This is a genomic window from Clostridium sp. AF28-12, from assembly GCF_003435225.1.
In the GTDB taxonomy this organism is placed as follows: domain Bacteria; phylum Bacillota; class Clostridia; order Lachnospirales; family Lachnospiraceae; genus Pilosibacter; species Pilosibacter fragilis.
Window position 1 is genome coordinate 137,070 of sequence record NZ_QWGJ01000004.1, and the last position, 15,532, is coordinate 152,601.

Below are 15,532 nucleotides of genomic sequence, written 5' to 3' on the forward strand. Positions count from 1 at the left end.
AGATGAAAATGATTCTGCCCATGGTTATGTATAATGTCCATTGATTCGGAACATCCTATTTGCGTAAAGCAATGCGATAAACAGGATGAGAAGGTGGAATATTATGAAACCGTTAAAGGACTACGTGGAGATCATTTTTGCGGTGCTGGCGCTGGCAGTACTGGTGTTTGTGTTCTGGTATTTTCTCGTGGCGGTCCCGGCAAAGAAAGCGGAGCAGTCGGGGACATTCGTGATGGTGCCGGGGACGGAAATGGAAGTCTGCCGAGGCACTGTCACAGGGGTTTTAAAGACCATTGGGGATATGGACAGAAAGCCGTGGAGCGCATGAGCAGCACGACGATCTACTTAAAGCTTCCCCAGGTGAAGGAAGTTTATGAGCCGGAAGTGTACCTCGGAATGATCGCCGATGTCCACAGCAGCGACAGGGCTGCGGAGGCGAAGGCGAAAGCCGTGAAAATCACCTCATTTTCCGGGAAGGGAAAAGAGGCAGCGTTTGTTGGAAATGTCATGGAACTCGTGGAAAAGATCGAGAAGACCGGCCAGAATATCCAGGTGGACAATCTCGGGGAATCGGATTTCGTGGTCACATACCGGGCAGGGAAGAAGGAAAGTCTGGTATGGGAGTGGATGAAGACGGCCATGGTGTCCGCGGTGGCGTTTTTCGGGGCGGCGTTTGCCATCATGACATTCAACAACGACGCAAACGTGACGGATGTGTTCGCGAAGTTCTATGAGATGATCATCGGGACCCGGGCGGACGGACCGACGATCCTGGAGGCGTCCTACTCCGTGGGACTGGCCCTGGGGATTTTATTGTTCTTCAACCATTTCGCCTCCTGGAAGATCACGGTGGACCCTACGCCCATAGAGGTGGAGATGCGGCTCTACGAGGAGAACTTAAATAAGACGTTGATCAAAAATGGCGGGAGAAAGGAGTCAGGGGTCGATGTATCTTAAGCTTGGGATTCTGGCCTTTGCAGGCCTCGGTGCCGGGGCAGTGATCGCTGCCGGAATCTTTGCCTTCCTCGCCATCATCGGCGTGTTTCCGAGACTCATCGGTGTGACCCACACAGCGGAGCATGTGATCCTCTATGAGACGCTTCTGATCCTCGGGGGAACATGGGGGAATCTGGCGGACTTCTACAGCGTGGCGTTTCCGTTCCCTGGAAAGTTTGTGCTCGCAGTGTGTGGGACGGCTGTCGGAATTTTCGTGGGATGCCTTGTGATGTCTTTGGCGGAAACGCTAAAGGCACTGCCGATCCTGAACCGCCGGATCGGGCTGGCGGTGGGGCTGCAGTATGTGATCCTGGCGGTGGCTGCGGGAAAGGCATTTGGATCGGCAGTGTATTTTCTGCGGGGATTCGGATGATTTATCTCAGTGGGAGTCTGATCTCCGACTGAGATAAACGCTCCGCGAGGATGCGCAGTGATTCTGATAGGAATCTGTCAGCTTCGCTGACCAGAATCACGCGCCAAGTCTCACGAACGTTCAATTTGAAAGTATACATGGAGGAATTTATGGAGATCGATAAGAAAGAGTACGGAAAATATGTGAAGCAGGTGACACCGGTCCACAACACCTGGAAGAACCTCTGGCGGGCGTTTCTCGTTGGCGGACTGATCTGCATGCTGGGACAGGTATTCACATCCGTCTACATGTCCTTCGGGATCGAGAAGGAGAGCGCGGCGGCGTGGACGACATTGAGTCTCATCGGCCTCAGCGTGATCCTGACGGGGTTTCATGTGTACCAGAAGATCGTAAAATTCGGTGGAGCCGGGGCCCTGGTTCCCATCACAGGATTTGCGAATTCCGTGGTGTCCCCGGCAATCGAGTACAAGGCGGAGGGCCATGTCTTCGGGATCGGCTGCAAGATCTTTACGATCGCGGGACCGGTGATCCTCTACGGGATCCTTGCGAGCTGGGTGCTGGGGATGGTGAAGTATTTCTGGAGATACTTGTAAACGAACCGGCAGGAACGTATAATGGAGAGAGAAGATGCGGCGGCTGTGGAGCATATGAACAGCGTCAGCATGGAATAAGCGGAGGAAAACGTGAAATCAGTATCGATCTATACGCTCACAAGAAATCAGAATATTTCCTGCGTCCAGAAGCTGGAGAGACAGATGTCGGGGCGCGGGTACTTTTTGAAGATGCGGGAGTGGGAGCTTGACAGCATGAAGGCCTTTGTGAGGGAATTGGAGACGCATATGGACGAGGTGTATGCGCTTTGGTTCTTTTACTCGTTTCAGATTCCGAGACTGGGAAAGGAGTTTGACCTTCTGCAGATCAGGGAGGACCAGATCGTGAATGTGGAGCTGAAGAGCGGAGCAGTCTCCGATGAGGCACTGCGGAAACAGTTGATACAGAACCGATATTATCTCGCGGTGCAGGGAAAGACGATCCGGTCCTATACATATATCAGCAGCCAGAACCGGCTTGTCCGCCTTACGAACCACGACCGGATCGTGGACGCGGACTGGGAACAGCTCTGCGCGGATCTGAGGGATGGCGGAAAGGACTATGAGGGCGATGTGGAGGAGCTGTTTCAGGCGGAACTGTATCTGATCTCGCCTCTCACAGAGCCGGAGCGATTCCTGAACAAGGAATATTTCCTGACTGCCCAGCAGCGGGATATTGAACGCCAGATCTTAAAGAAAATCCGGGCGGAGCGGACCGGGGCGTACTGGTTTACGGGACTTCCGGGGACGGGAAAGACGCTGCTGCTCTACGATATCGCTATGAAGCTTTCCGGGAAGCAGAGGGTCTGCATGATCCACTGCGGGGAGAGCAAGAAGGACTGGAAGCGGCTTCATGAGAGACTTCGGCGGGGGGAGTATCTGCCAGATTCCGAAATTGGGGCGGAGTGCGGTCTGGAAGAGTGTTCCGCGGTTCTGGTGGATGAGGCACATCTTCTTGAGCCTGGGGCGAGGGAACTGCTGGCTGGGATCAGTACCCGGCGGCCGGTGATCTTTTCCGGGGACTGCGAGGATGTGATCTCGCCGGATGAGCTGGGGGAGAGCGCTGAGATGGTGTGGAAATCTGTGCCGGGTGTGCAGACATTCCGGATGACGAACCGGATCCGGACGAACGCAGAGCTGTCTGTTTTTATCCAGAATATGATGCGCCTGACCAGAGGAAAGGGGAGACGGATGTATCCCCATGTCTCGGCTGGGTACGGGAATGATGAGGAGGAAGCAGAGAAGCTTTTAAAAGGGTATCTGGCGCTGGGATATCGGTATTTTGAGGAGAATGCCGGGAGCAGCGAGGATGTGGAGCGGCTGGTCGTTTTGCTGGATGAGAGATATTTTTATGATGAGACGGGATATCTGCGGTCTGGGAACCGGAGTGTAAGGCGGCTGTTTCACCGGCTGAACCAGGCAAAGGAGGAGCTGGCATTTGTGGTGAAAAAGAATGAGGCGGTGTACTCGGTGATTTTGGGGCTGCTTCAGGCGATGTGAGTGAAAAATTTATAGAATGTGTGTCGTGGGAAAAGATGCGGAAATTCGAGGTGAACTTCGGATTCCTGCATCTTTTTGTTTATTTTGGGGATTCTATTTGCATGGAGACCTTATTTTGGTGTACCTATGTGAGGATGAAGCCTGTTGCGAATGACTGCACGGGGTACTGGAGTGTTAAGGTATATTTATTTAGTACGATTGGAGTCGTTTTTGTTCAAAAAGTACGATATGTATGGATGTAACTGATAGGTGAATTGAGACCAAAATAAAGATGGGAGTGGATAGAAAAATGGATGAGAAAACAGGAACGTTAAGAAAGCAGCGCGGGCGTGCCAGTGTGGTGTTTGAAAATCCGCCGCTGATCATGGCGGCTGCGTCGACGGTGGGAAAGAAGGAAGGAGACGGGCCTCTTGGCGTTTTTTTTGACCGGGTGGAGCTGGATCCCATGCTGGGAAAGAAAAGCTGGGAGGAGGCGGAGAGTGAGCTTCAGAGCAGGACTGCAGGTCTTGTGATCGAGAAGAGCGGGCTTTCGAAGGAAGAAATCAGGTATTCGTTTGCGGGGGATCTTCTGGCACAGCTCATCGCCACTTCTTTTGGAAATATAAATCTGGAGATCCCAATGTTCGGGCTTTACGGAGCATGCTCCACCATGGGGGAAGGTCTGGGGCTGGGCGCCATGTGCGTGGAGGGTGGATTTGCGGATCATGTTCTTGTAGGCGCTTCCAGCCATTTCGCTTCGGCGGAGAAGCAGTTCCGTTTTCCGTTGGAATATGGGAATCAGAGGCCGTATTCGGCTACATGGACGGTGACTGGGTGCGGAGCGGTGATCGTGTCCTCCGGGGATTGCCGGGGGAAGGAAGCGCCGCTTGCGAAGATCACGGCGGTGACGACGGGAAAGATCGTGGATATGGATTTTCATGACTCCATGAATATGGGGGCTGCGATGGCGATGGCGGCGCTTGATACGATCCTGCAAAATTTCAGGGATCTCGGGGTGGACGAGACACATTATGATAAGATCATCACCGGGGATCTGGGGACAGTGGGACGGAGACTTCTGCTGGATTATCTTATGAAGGCAGGATACCGGATCGAGAGCCGGTATATGGACTGCGGGATCGAGATGTTTTCGCCGGAGGAGCAGGATACCCATGCCGGGGGAAGCGGATGCGGGTGTTCAGCGGCGGTGCTTTGCGGGTTTGTTTTGCCGAAGATCAGGAATGGGGAGTGGAAAAGGGTGCTGTTTCTGCCGACGGGGGCTCTGCTTTCTACGGTGAGCTTTAATGAGGGGAAGAGTGTGCCGGGGATCGCGCATGGGGTGGTGCTGGAGACGCCGGATTTTCTGTAAGAACTTAGCCGGGGATTTTCGAAGGAGGAACAATCTGTTGGAAAAAAATGTTAAGGGAAGACGGACGTGGATCATACAGAGTGTGAAAATATAAATCTTAGGAATGAGAAGTGGAGTGAGTATGGCTATGGAATATATCAGAGCTTTTCTTGTGGGTGGTCTGATCTGCATGCTGGTGCAGATCCTGATGGATAAGACAAAGATGATGCCGGGGAGGATCATGGTGCTGTTAGTGGTCAGCGGGAGTGTCCTTGGATTTTTGGGAGTGTATGAGCCGTTTGCCGAGTGGGCCGGGGCAGGAGCGACTGTGCCGCTGCTTGGATTTGGAAATACACTTTGGAAAGGGGTTGTGAAGGCGATGGCGGAGGATGGAGTGCTTGGAATCTTTAAAGGGGGATTTACAGCCAGTGCTGTGGGGATCAGTGGGGCGTTGGTGTTTGGATATCTGGGTGCGATTATCTTCAGGCCGGGGATGAAGGAGTGACAGGAGTACGCGGGGGTGAGGCTTCGGGCGCGCGCCCGTGCCCGAAGCCTCACCCCCGCTGTGTACTGGCATGCCTGTGTGGGCTGTTTTTGTCTCGGAGGGACAAAAAGACGCGGGAGTTTGTGGAAGAGTAAAAAATATTTGGAATTTTTTAAACGGTATTGTTATGGTGAGAATTTATATGTAAAAACATTATTTGAAAAATAGGGATGATTAAATTTGAAGGGTGTAAAAAACATGCTGATTCGGTGCAGATTGATACGATTATTTGTAAGGTGATGGAACAGGAAGACGAGAGGCAACGAGATAGACAGTATGACGGGGCTTGTGGAGTGGAGTGGCATTAAGGCAAGGATAGATTGAGAATAATCGTAGAATGTGGTAAAATAGTTATGTGTATTAGGGTCTATAACGTAAGTTATGATTTCCGCTTAGGAGATAACGTAATTAACAATTGTTCCTTGAATGGAAAAGTGTAATGATTTGTAAAGGAGATAAGGACTTTTGTGGCAAAGGTAAGTGATGTCCTGAAGCTTTCGGTTATGCGGGGTGTCCGCGTGGTGGCGGGGGAAGAGGGACTTTTTAGGAAAGTGGAGCATGTGACGGTGATGGAGGTCCCGGAGATCAAGAGGTGGCTCAAGGGAAATGATTTTCTGATCACGAGTTTTTATTCGGTGCGGAAGAGTGAGGAAGATCAGTGTGCCTTGATCCGGGATCTGGCGGATACGTGCTGCTGTATTGCGGTGAAGACGGGGCAGTATGTGAAGACTGTCGCGGAGAGTGTGAAGAGAGCGGCGGATGAGGTGGGACTGCCGGTTTTGGAGATTCCGGGGGAGCTGGCTTATATTGATATTATTGTGAATGTGATGAATCTGATCTTTGAGGAGGAGGGAAACTCGGAGATTCTGGAGAAGTATGTGAAGGATATTCTTTACGAGAATTACAGTGATGAGATCCTGATGGAGGAACGGGGACGGCTTTTTGGGATGGACGTGGAGCATGACTGGTTTTCGGCGGTGGTGATCAATTTCAGAAAGCGGTATGTGCCGGATGAGCAGGATTGGAAGGGGATCAGGTTTCTGGGGCGGACTTTGTTGGAGAGGATGAGAGAGACTGCTGGGATCAGGGAGTGTGTGATGGTTCCGTTGGAGAAGGGGTATCTGATTCTGACTGAGGGAGAGGATGAGTGCAGGCTTCGGGAGACGCTTGTGGATTTTTTTGAAGAGGAGAGAATATGTTCTCTGTGGAATGCGGGAACGGATAAGTTTGTCTGTTCTGTCGGTCCGGTCCGGACTGGACTCGCCGGGATTCGCGATACATACAGTGATGCGTTTAAGGCAATTAGGGTCATGAGAAAGCTTCAGCCTGAGAATTGTGTCTGCGTATATGAAAAGGTTGAGATGTACTGTGTGTTGCAGGATCTTTTTTCAGCGGGGAAAAGGGATGTATTTGAGAGGATTTTGGCACCGGTGGAGAGTCGGGAGTTTTTAGAGACTCTGTGGACGTATTTTATGTGTTCGGGGAGTCTGGATGAGACGGCTGGGGTGCTGCATACGCATAGGAATACGGTGAAGTATCGGCTGGGGAGGATTCAGGCGGTTACGGGGTTGGATATTAAAAGGCCGGAGGATGGTTTTAAGTTGTATATGGGAGTTTTGGCTTGGCGGATGAAGGAGTGACGAGGGGTACGCGGGGGTGAGGCTTCAGGCGCATCCGTGCCCGAAGCCTCACCCCCGCTGTGTACTGGCATGCCAGGGAGACTGTTTTTGTCCGTACGTACAAAAAGGCGCGTTTCAGTTTGGCTGGGAGAACATATAATTCTGAGTTCTTATGGATTATAATGGTATTGTCAGAATTATTTCTTGTTGCGAAATAGAGATAAAGTAAATATGCAATGAAGATGAGATAGATTGGAAAATACTTAGGGGAACTCAGGAGGTACTTGTTATGGAGCGTCGGATCGAGGATGTTCAGTATTGTGAAAGGTTATTTCAGAGTTTTTATGATATCGGAAGTACGTCGCAGGGCGGCGTGACGCGGCTGGGGTATTCGGAAACGGAGGACACGATGCATGAGGTCTTTAAGGGGCTTGGAAGGGAGCTCGGGGCTTCTGTGATTACGGACGAGGTTGGGAATACTTATGTGACGAATACAGACGAGGACGGGTATACGCTGATCGGGTCGCATCTGGATTCTGTGATCGAGGGTGGACGGTATGATGGTGTGGCTGGCGTGATGGCTGGGCTTATGGTGATGCGCTGGGCGAAGGAGGATGGAATCAGGATCCCGCTTCGGGTCGGGGCGTTCCGGTGTGAGGAGTCCAGTAATTTTGGGTGCTGTACGATCGGTAGTGGACTGATTACACATGAGGTCTATAAGCAGGATATCGGACATCTGATGTCGAAGGACGGGGAGTCTTTGGAGAGTATTTTTGAGCGCCGGGGGTTGACGCTTCATCCGAAGAAGATATCGGGACTTCGGAGATATCTGGAGTTACATATTGAGCAGGGAAAGGTGCTTGAGGAATGTAAGACGCAGGTCGGTATTGTCGGGACGATCGCGGGGCCGGTGAGGTATCGGGTGTATCTTCGTGGTATGGCAGAGCATTCTGGTGCGACGCCGATGGATATGAGAAGCGACGCGCTCTGTGCGGCCGCGGAGATCATTCTGGAGATGGAGAAGATCGGAAAGTGGGAATCCGCGTACCAGTCGGTGGCGACGGTGGGCGTTGTGCAGAATCATCCGAATGTCCTGAATGTGATTCCGGGCCGGGTGGAGCTCGGCGTGGATATGCGCGGAATCGATCAGGATAGTCTCGACCGTATGGAGCGGGCGTTTAAGGCAGCGGTGCGGGAGAGCTGCAAGAAGCGCGGTGTCGAGTATGTGGCGGAGAAAATCAACAGCATTCCTCCGATCAGTATGAGTGAGTCAGTGGAAGACGGTCTGGAGCAGGCGGCGAAGCGGCTTGGAATCTCCAGCCGGAGAATGCCCAGCGGTGCGGGGCATGATGCCATGTCTTTTGCGGAGATTTGTGATTCCGGTATGGTATTTATTCCGTGCCGGGGCGGTGTGTCTCACAATCCTTCGGAGCATGCGGAGATTACGAGTATCTGTGATGGGGCGCGGGTGATGTATGAGTATTTGAAGGAAGAGACGGCGAAATAACCGGCAGGAATATCTTTTTGAAAAGACTATAAATTTAATGATATGCTGTCTGGCTGGGAAATTCAGCGGGCAGCATATTTTTATGGGCAATTAAAGCATTTATAGATTTTTCAGGTTGATAATGTTATAATATTTTCATTATGACAATAAAGCACGGGAATGAGGAGGAAACCGTTATGTATATCACATGCCTTGACTTAGAGGGAGTTTTAGTGCCGGAGATCTGGATCGCGTTTGCGGAGGCCAGCGGGATTCCGGAGCTTAAGAGGACGACAAGGGACGAGCCGGATTATGATAAGCTGATGCGTTGGAGAATCGGGATCCTGAAGGAACATGGACTGGGACTGAAGGAGATCCAGGAGACCATCGAGAAGATCGATCCGCTTCCGGGTGCGAAGGAGTTCCTGGATAAGCTTCGTGAGCTTGGTCAGGTCATCATTATCAGTGATACGTTTACGCAGTTTGCGAAGCCTCTGATGAAGAAGCTTGGCTGGCCGACGATCTTCTGCAATTCCCTGGAGGTCGCTCCGGACGGGGAGATCACGGGATTTAAGATGCGGATCGAGAAGTCCAAGTATACGACGGTGAAGGCACTTCAGTCCATCGGCTTTGAGACGATCGCCAGCGGGGACAGCTACAATGATCTCGGAATGATAGAGGCGAGCAAGGCGGGATTCCTGTTCCGCAGCACGGAGCAGATCAAGAAAGATCATCCGGAGATCACAGCGTTCGAGACGTATGATGAGCTCTTTGAGGCGATCAAAAAGGCAATGGAAGAATAGCAGGAATCTTATGGAAAAGATTCCGCACAAAAAAGACATTTAAGAACACAGCCGGACTGCAGTTTGTTATGGATGCGGAGATGGAACGTCAGCTCTGTTTCAAGGGGCAGCGGCTGTGCTTTTCTATTTGAATGAATGTACGGTCTGCTGAGAGATGCTAGATCTGTTTGAACGGTGTATCAGTCTAACAGGGTAGAAAGTACAGGAGTTCTGGTTAAAAGAAAGGACTGCTGAATCAAAAATGGAGAAATCCTACGAGAAAGTCATTGAATATGTAAAACATGGAATCGGAAGCGGGGAGATCCAGGCGGGTGAGAAGCTTCTCCCGGAGCGGGAACTTGCCCAGAAGCTGGAGATCAGCCGGAATTCCGCGAGAGAGGGACTCCGGATCCTGGAAAACATGGGAGTTCTGGAGAGCCAGCAAGGTGCGGGAAACTATGTCTCCGGAAATTTTGACGAGATTCTGGCGGAGATGTTGTCGTTCATGTATATTTTAAAGAAGATCGACGTGAATAAGATCACGGAATTCCGTTCTACCCTGGAGTGGGGGGCCATTGAGACAGGGGTGAAACAGGCGACGGAGGAGCAGCGCCAGAAGATGATGTCCTATCTCGACAATCTGGAGCGGGCGGAGACGGAGGAGGAGCGTGTCCGCTGGGATAAGGCGATCCACTACCTTCTCATCGAGGCATCCGGAAACTTCTGTATGCTGGCAAACTATAAGGCCCTCAACAAGATCATGGACGAGTATATCCCGAAGATGCGTGGAAAGATCATCGAGGGTATGCACAGCGAGCAGTTCTTAAGCCGCGCCCACAGGACACTGGCAGAAGGTTTCGCGGAGGGAAATATCGAGAAGGCGAGAGAGGGACTGAAGCTTCATTTCCACTATATTTACCAGTACTTATAAAAATCATGACAGAGTTCCGACTGATTATTTCGATAAGCCAGTGCTTTGAGAGTCAGGGAAAAGAGCGGGAACCATGACTATGATATAATTCTAACAAGCCTGACAAAAATCAGACAATCTGTGCGAAATTTGCGCAAAGAAAAACAAAAAGTCTTGACAAAATTCCGGGACAGCGATATCCTTGTATTGGAAAAAATACACTGCTTATTGATAGCAGTTATTTTTTAGAACGAATTGGTTCTACCAATAAAGAGAAAACAATCAATATTGTGCGCAATAAACAAACAAATGTGCATGGTGTTTAAAATATATCATAATTGGTACTACCAATATAAAAGAGAATCAATTGCATCACACAAAACCGCACATGTGTCATATGGGTGGCGGCAATATATGAGAATAGGAGAAAGCAAACATGGCAAAGAAGTATAATGAGGTAACGCCTGAGATCCTGGAGCAGTTCAAAGCGATCGTTCCGGGAAAAGTATACGCGGGCGAAGAGATCAACAGTGACTATTTCCACGACGAGATGCCGATCTACGGAAAGGGCGCGCCGGAGGTCGTGATCGAGGCGACGACCACAGAGGATATCGCGGCCATCGTAAAGGTCTGTTATGAGAATTCCATCCCGGTGATCCCGAGGGGAGCAGGAACCGGTCTTACAGGCGCGGCTGTTGCAGTAGACGGCGGTGTCATGATCGACATGAGCAAGATGAACAAGATCCTGGACTATGATCTCGAGAACTTCGTAGTCCGCTTGGAGCCGGGCGTTCTGTTAAATGACCTCGCTGAGGACGCACAGAAGCAGGGTCTCTTATATCCGCCGGATCCGGGTGAAAAGTTTGCGACTCTCGGCGGAAATGTTTCCACGAACGCAGGCGGCATGCGCGCCGTCAAATATGGATGCACAAGAGATTATGTGCGCGCCATGACCGTTGTCCTTCCGACCGGCGAGATCGTTAAGCTGGGCGCTACAGTCTCCAAAACAAGCACCGGATACAGCCTATTAAACTTAATGATCGGTTCCGAGGGGACCTTAGGTATCATCACAGAGCTCACCTTAAAGCTCATCCCGGCACCGAAGGAGACCATCAGCCTGATCATCCCGTATGAGAACCTGGAAGACTGTATTGCGACGGTTCCGAAATTCTTCATGAACCACTTCCAGCCGCAGGCACTGGAATTCATGGAGAAAGAGATCGTTCTCGCTTCCGAGCGCTACCTTGGAAAGAGCGTATTCCCGAAGCAGGTCGAGGGTGTTGACATCGGCGCTTACCTTCTTGTGACATTCGACGGCGACAACATGGAACAGCTGGAGGAGCTCACAGAGCAGGCGGCTGAGGTTGTTCTCGACGCGGGCGCTGTGGATGTTCTCGTTGCTGATACCCCGGCGAAGAAGAAAGACGCATGGGCAGCGAGAAGCTCCTTCCTTGAGGCCATCGAGGCGGAGACAAAGCTCCTCGATGAGTGCGACGTCGTCGTTCCGGTCAACCAGATCGCGAAATACCTGACATACGTCAAGGGAGCGTCCGAGAAATATGACTTCGAGGTCAAGAGCTTCGGACATGCGGGTGACGGTAACTTACATATCTATACATGCGCGAACGATATGGACGAGGAGACCTTCAAGAAACAGGTTTCCGAGTTCATGGCAGACATCTACAGGAAGGCAGCAGAGCTGGGCGGTCTGATCTCCGGTGAGCACGGAATCGGCTTTGGAAAGAAAGGCTATCTTGCAGAGTTCGCAGGTCCGGTGAACATGCGCCTGATGCGCGGCATCAAGGAGACCTTCGACCCGAAGATGATCTTAAACCCGGGCAAGATCTGCTATGATCCGAAGGAAGAGGCGTAAAGTATTCTGTTTAGCCCCGGCAGCAGTCCCTTTTCTCCCCCGTGAGACGGCTGCCGTACACCAATATATTTGTTGACACTGTCTGCCGGCCGGCAATTTCCCCCGTGAACCGGCCGGCGCAAATAAAAAAGAAAGGAAAGCTGCTGTCCGGCAAGCCCGCATATTTTCCAGGGCGGCCGCAGAAGACATAGCAGCAAAGGAATTTCATTATGGCATACTTAATTTCTGAAGAGGCGCAGGATCTCCTGCAGGACGTTAAAAATTTCTGTGACAAAGAAGTTGCAGAGCAGTGCAAGGAATACGATGTTTCCGGCGAATGGCCGAAGGCAATTTATGATAAAGCGGTCGAGCAGGGCTATCAGGCTCTCGAGGTTCCGGAAGAGTTCGGCGGCCCGGGCCTTTCCCGTGTGGATGTAGCTGCCCTTATCGAGCAGATGGCGATCGCGGACGCAGGCTTTGCCACAACGATCTCCGCCAGCGGCCTCGGCATGAAGCCGGTCCTCATCGCGGGCAGCGACGAGCAGAAGCAGCATGTCTGCGATCTGATCCTCGACGGAGGCTTCGGTGCGTTCTGTCTGACAGAGCCGGGTGCAGGCTCCGATGCCAGCGCAGGCAAGACCACAGCGGTGAAAGACGGAGATGAGTATGTATTAAACGGCAGAAAATGCTTCATCACGAACGGCGGTGTCGCTTCCTTCTACTGCGTGACAGCCATGACCGATAAATCCAAAGGGGTAAAGGGAATCTCCATGTTCCTGGTAGATGCCGGAACTCCGGGTCTCTCCACAGGACATGAGGAAAACAAGATGGGTATCCGTACCTCCAATACCTGTGACGTTGTATTCGAGGACTGCAGGATCCCGGCAGCGAACCTCATCGGAGAGGAAGGAAAGGGCTTCGGAATCGCCATGAAGACTCTCGACCAGGCCCGCGCATGGATGGGCTGCGTTGCCACAGGTATCGCCCAGAGAGGCATCAACGAGGCAGTCGCATACGGCAAGGAGAGGATCCAGTTCGGCAAACCGATCATCAAGAACCAGGCATTACAGTTCAAGGTAGCCGACATGGAGATCAAGACAGAGACGGCCCGTCAGATGGTTGCCCATGCTTTAACAAAGATGGATATGGGACTTCCGTACACGAAGGAATCCGCTATCGCGAAATGCTATGCGTCCGATATCGCAATGGAGGTTGCTTCTGAGGCGATCCAGATGTTCGGCGGTTACGGCTACAGCAGAGAGTACCCGGTCGAGAAGCTTCTTAGAGATGCGAAGATCTTCCAGATCTTTGAGGGAACCAATGAGGTACAGAGAATTGTTGTGGCAAACAACGTGATAGGAAAGTAAAAGCAATTTGCGCGTAAAGGCAAATGAATGGCGGAGAAACGGCTGTGAAAGCCGCAAAATTTCGAGATATTACACCGGTCCGGCAGTATCCGTGAAGAACTGGTTCTGCCGGAACCGGACGAATTTTGGAGGAAAACATGGAAATTTTAGTATGTGTAAAGCAGGTTCCGGACGATTCCGTTGAGATCTCCCTGGATCCGAAGACAGGGGCACCGGCTCTTGACGGTGTGACACCGGTAGTAAACGCATTTGATACATATGCGCTGGAGATGGCAGTCCGCTTAAAAGAGGCGGCAGGAGGAGAGGTGACCGTTCTTTCCATCGGCGATGAGAGCGTTAAGAACTCCTTAAAGAACTGCCTGGCAGTGGGCGCTGACTACGCGTACCTTGCGGCAAATGACGCTTACCAGAGCGCTGATCCGGAGATCATCGCAAAGGAACTGAAGGCTGCGAAGGAAGCCATCGAGGAGAGGACAGGAAAGAAATTTGACATCGTGTTCTGCGGCAAAGAGACCACAGATTTCGCTTCCGGACAGGTGGGAACGATCCTGGCGAAGGAGCTTTCCGCTCCGGTAACAGCAGATGCCGTTGATATCACAGCAGGAGAGGGAAAAGTGACAGTAAAGCAGGAGACGGAGGAAGGTTACTGCATGATCGAGTCAGGGCTTCCGTGCGTTGTGGCTGTCAATAAGCCGGAGTATGACCCGCGCTATCCGACGATCAAGAGCAAGATGGCAGCGAGAAAGAAACCGATCGAGGAGCTCGCCGCAGAAGAGGCAGGAGCTGCACAGGTCGAGGTCCTCAGGGTCTACGCACCGGCAAAGAGAGCCGCAGGTGTGAAGATCAAGGCAGAAGATCCGGCGGAGGCGGTAAGCCAGGCGCTCGCCATGATGAGCGAAGCAAAAGCAATCTGATGAATGCTGGATCGGCAGAACCGGCTTTGGCCCGCACAAAACGTGAATGTCAGCCGGAATTAAGCATGGAAGGAAATTGAGACGATGAAATATACAGATGGAAAGAATATCATGGTCTACGCCCAGAGCGCAGACGGTGCACCGGTCGGTGCAGCACTTGAGACAGTCAGCAAGGCCGCAGAGCTTGCAAAGGCAAACGGCGAGGAAGTGATCGCTGTTGTATTTGGAAAGGACACTGATACAAAGACCGTGATCACAGCAGGAGCTTCCAAGGTCCTCGTGGCAGGTGAGGAAGGACTTCAGGCTGAGGAGAAGGCACAGATCCTCGTAAAACTTGCGGAGAAATATCAGCCGAAGGCAGTCTATATGGCAGGAACCCCGGAGGGAAAGATGATCGCCCCGGCAGTCTCCGCAGTCTTTGAGTCCGGCTGTGTGACAGATGTGACAGGGATCACTGCAGACGGCGTTTACACATCCCTTTCTTACAACGGAAATGTACTGAATGACATGAAGATGGGAGAGAACCTTCCGCATGTTGCGACCGTACGTTCCGGTTCTTTCGCAAAAAAATTAGACGAGAGCAGAACCGGCGAAGTCATCGCTGAGGACGCCTCCGCAGACACAGTCCGCACAAAGGTCGTTGAGACAGTAAAAGAGATCGCAGAGACCGTCAACCTCGAGGAAGCACAGATCATCGTATCCGGCGGAAGAGGAATGGGCAACAAGGAGAATTTTGCCCTTGTGGAAGAGCTCGCGGAGGTCATGGGAGGTGTTGTGGGAGCCACCAGACCTGCAATCGAGGAAGGCTGGGTATCCAGAGCCCACCAGGTCGGGCAGTCCGGCAAGATCGTCGCTCCGAAGCTCTACATCGCATGTGGAATCTCCGGCGCCACCCAGCATGTATCCGGCATGATCGGTTCCGGCTATATCGTAGCCATCAATAAGGATGAGGATGCGTCCATCTTTGATGTGGCAGATGCGGGAATCGTCGGGGATGTCACAAAGATTCTTCCGGTGATGATCGAAGAGATGAAGAAAAGAAAAGCGGAATAAAGGTCGTATTTACAAAAGCCATGATGTAAATAGAGAGAGTCCCCCGGTATTAAAGCTGGGGGATTTTTCAGCAGTATAACTTTCTGAGCGGTGCTTGGCAGCTTACTACTATTTGCGAATCAACAGAGAATTTTATCGACTATAAATTCGCCGCAGGCAGTGTCTGGAATCTTATAAAATTCGTAACTGTTCAGTACCTTCACAGTTACATGCAAAAAT

General features: G+C 51.7%; 15 protein-coding genes. All 15 read left to right on the forward strand.

Annotated elements, in window-relative coordinates; all coding sequences use genetic code 11:
• Positions 1-103 precede the first annotated feature (103 nt).
• The gene (locus tag DWY93_RS05275; RefSeq protein WP_015554811.1) at positions 104-328 is read left to right on the forward strand and encodes a hypothetical protein; all 225 of its coding nucleotides are present in this window, start codon (positions 104-106) and stop codon (positions 326-328) included.
• Positions 325-957, forward strand: coding sequence for a stage V sporulation protein AA (locus tag DWY93_RS05280; protein ID WP_117469821.1), 633 nt, complete (start codon positions 325-327; stop codon positions 955-957). Before DWY93_RS05275 ends, DWY93_RS05280 begins: the two co-directional genes overlap by 4 nt.
• Positions 947-1,369: a stage V sporulation protein AB gene (locus DWY93_RS05285; protein WP_015554809.1), complete on the forward strand. Its 423-nt coding sequence runs from the start codon at positions 947-949 to the stop codon at positions 1,367-1,369. Before DWY93_RS05280 ends, DWY93_RS05285 begins: the two co-directional genes overlap by 11 nt.
• A gap of 149 nt (positions 1,370-1,518) precedes the next feature.
• Positions 1,519-1,962: a SpoVA/SpoVAEb family sporulation membrane protein gene (locus DWY93_RS05290; protein ID WP_015554808.1), complete on the forward strand. Its 444-nt coding sequence runs from the start codon at positions 1,519-1,521 to the stop codon at positions 1,960-1,962.
• Between the two features lie 90 nt (positions 1,963-2,052).
• Positions 2,053-3,459: an ATP-binding protein gene (locus DWY93_RS05295; RefSeq protein WP_117471861.1), complete on the forward strand. Its 1,407-nt coding sequence runs from the start codon at positions 2,053-2,055 to the stop codon at positions 3,457-3,459.
• Positions 3,460-3,748: 289 nt separating this feature from the next.
• On the forward strand, positions 3,749-4,807 hold the full coding sequence (locus DWY93_RS05300) for a stage V sporulation protein AD (RefSeq protein WP_117469819.1): 1,059 nt from the start codon (positions 3,749-3,751) through the stop codon (positions 4,805-4,807).
• 127 nt (positions 4,808-4,934) lie between these two features.
• Entirely contained in the window at positions 4,935-5,291 is a 357-nt protein-coding gene (locus DWY93_RS05305) for a SpoVA/SpoVAEb family sporulation membrane protein (protein WP_015554806.1), read from the forward strand.
• A gap of 506 nt (positions 5,292-5,797) precedes the next feature.
• Complete coding sequence (locus DWY93_RS05310) at positions 5,798-6,970, forward strand: PucR family transcriptional regulator ligand-binding domain-containing protein (RefSeq protein WP_117469818.1); 1,173 nt, start codon at positions 5,798-5,800, stop codon at positions 6,968-6,970.
• Between the two features lie 268 nt (positions 6,971-7,238).
• Positions 7,239-8,456 carry a hydantoinase/carbamoylase family amidase gene (locus DWY93_RS05315; RefSeq protein WP_015554784.1) on the forward strand — a complete coding sequence of 406 codons (1,218 nt, stop codon included), beginning with the start codon at positions 7,239-7,241 and terminating at the stop codon, positions 8,454-8,456.
• A 176-nt stretch (positions 8,457-8,632) separates the two neighbouring features.
• Positions 8,633-9,238 carry a bifunctional phosphoserine phosphatase/homoserine phosphotransferase ThrH gene (thrH, locus tag DWY93_RS05320; protein WP_015554783.1) on the forward strand — a complete coding sequence of 202 codons (606 nt, stop codon included), beginning with the start codon at positions 8,633-8,635 and terminating at the stop codon, positions 9,236-9,238.
• A gap of 241 nt (positions 9,239-9,479) precedes the next feature.
• Positions 9,480-10,148 carry a GntR family transcriptional regulator gene (locus DWY93_RS05325; protein ID WP_015554782.1) on the forward strand — a complete coding sequence of 223 codons (669 nt, stop codon included), beginning with the start codon at positions 9,480-9,482 and terminating at the stop codon, positions 10,146-10,148.
• A gap of 415 nt (positions 10,149-10,563) precedes the next feature.
• Complete coding sequence (locus DWY93_RS05330) at positions 10,564-12,000, forward strand: FAD-binding oxidoreductase (protein ID WP_015554781.1); 1,437 nt, start codon at positions 10,564-10,566, stop codon at positions 11,998-12,000.
• Positions 12,001-12,209: 209 nt separating this feature from the next.
• Positions 12,210-13,346 carry an acyl-CoA dehydrogenase family protein gene (locus tag DWY93_RS05340; RefSeq protein ID WP_015554780.1) on the forward strand — a complete coding sequence of 379 codons (1,137 nt, stop codon included), beginning with the start codon at positions 12,210-12,212 and terminating at the stop codon, positions 13,344-13,346.
• A 137-nt stretch (positions 13,347-13,483) separates the two neighbouring features.
• Positions 13,484-14,260 (forward strand): electron transfer flavoprotein subunit beta/FixA family protein, encoded by a 777-nt coding sequence (locus DWY93_RS05345; RefSeq protein ID WP_117469816.1) that lies wholly within the window; start codon positions 13,484-13,486, stop codon positions 14,258-14,260.
• Between the two features lie 84 nt (positions 14,261-14,344).
• Complete coding sequence (locus DWY93_RS05350; RefSeq protein WP_117469815.1) at positions 14,345-15,313, forward strand: electron transfer flavoprotein subunit alpha/FixB family protein; 969 nt, start codon at positions 14,345-14,347, stop codon at positions 15,311-15,313.
• Positions 15,314-15,532 lie beyond the last annotated feature (219 nt).

Excerpts from the sequence above, each read along its gene's own strand:
- DWY93_RS05280 (WP_117469821.1), top strand. The coding sequence starts at position 325 with ATGAGCAGCACGACGATCTACTTAAAGCTTCCCCAGGTGAAGGAAGTT.
- DWY93_RS05330 (WP_015554781.1), top strand. The coding sequence starts at position 10,564 with ATGGCAAAGAAGTATAATGAGGTAACGCCTGAGATCCTGGAGCAGTTC.
- DWY93_RS05345 (WP_117469816.1), top strand. The coding sequence starts at position 13,484 with ATGGAAATTTTAGTATGTGTAAAGCAGGTTCCGGACGATTCCGTTGAG.
- DWY93_RS05325 (WP_015554782.1), top strand. The coding sequence starts at position 9,480 with ATGGAGAAATCCTACGAGAAAGTCATTGAATATGTAAAACATGGAATC.
- thrH (WP_015554783.1), top strand. The coding sequence starts at position 8,633 with ATGTATATCACATGCCTTGACTTAGAGGGAGTTTTAGTGCCGGAGATC.
- DWY93_RS05300 (WP_117469819.1), top strand. The coding sequence starts at position 3,749 with ATGGATGAGAAAACAGGAACGTTAAGAAAGCAGCGCGGGCGTGCCAGT.
- DWY93_RS05290 (WP_015554808.1), top strand. The coding sequence starts at position 1,519 with ATGGAGATCGATAAGAAAGAGTACGGAAAATATGTGAAGCAGGTGACA.
- DWY93_RS05305 (WP_015554806.1), top strand. The coding sequence starts at position 4,935 with ATGGAATATATCAGAGCTTTTCTTGTGGGTGGTCTGATCTGCATGCTG.
- DWY93_RS05315 (WP_015554784.1), top strand. The coding sequence starts at position 7,239 with ATGGAGCGTCGGATCGAGGATGTTCAGTATTGTGAAAGGTTATTTCAG.
- DWY93_RS05340 (WP_015554780.1), top strand. The coding sequence starts at position 12,210 with ATGGCATACTTAATTTCTGAAGAGGCGCAGGATCTCCTGCAGGACGTT.
- DWY93_RS05285 (WP_015554809.1), top strand. The coding sequence starts at position 947 with ATGTATCTTAAGCTTGGGATTCTGGCCTTTGCAGGCCTCGGTGCCGGG.
- DWY93_RS05350 (WP_117469815.1), top strand. The coding sequence starts at position 14,345 with ATGAAATATACAGATGGAAAGAATATCATGGTCTACGCCCAGAGCGCA.
- DWY93_RS05275 (WP_015554811.1), top strand. The coding sequence starts at position 104 with ATGAAACCGTTAAAGGACTACGTGGAGATCATTTTTGCGGTGCTGGCG.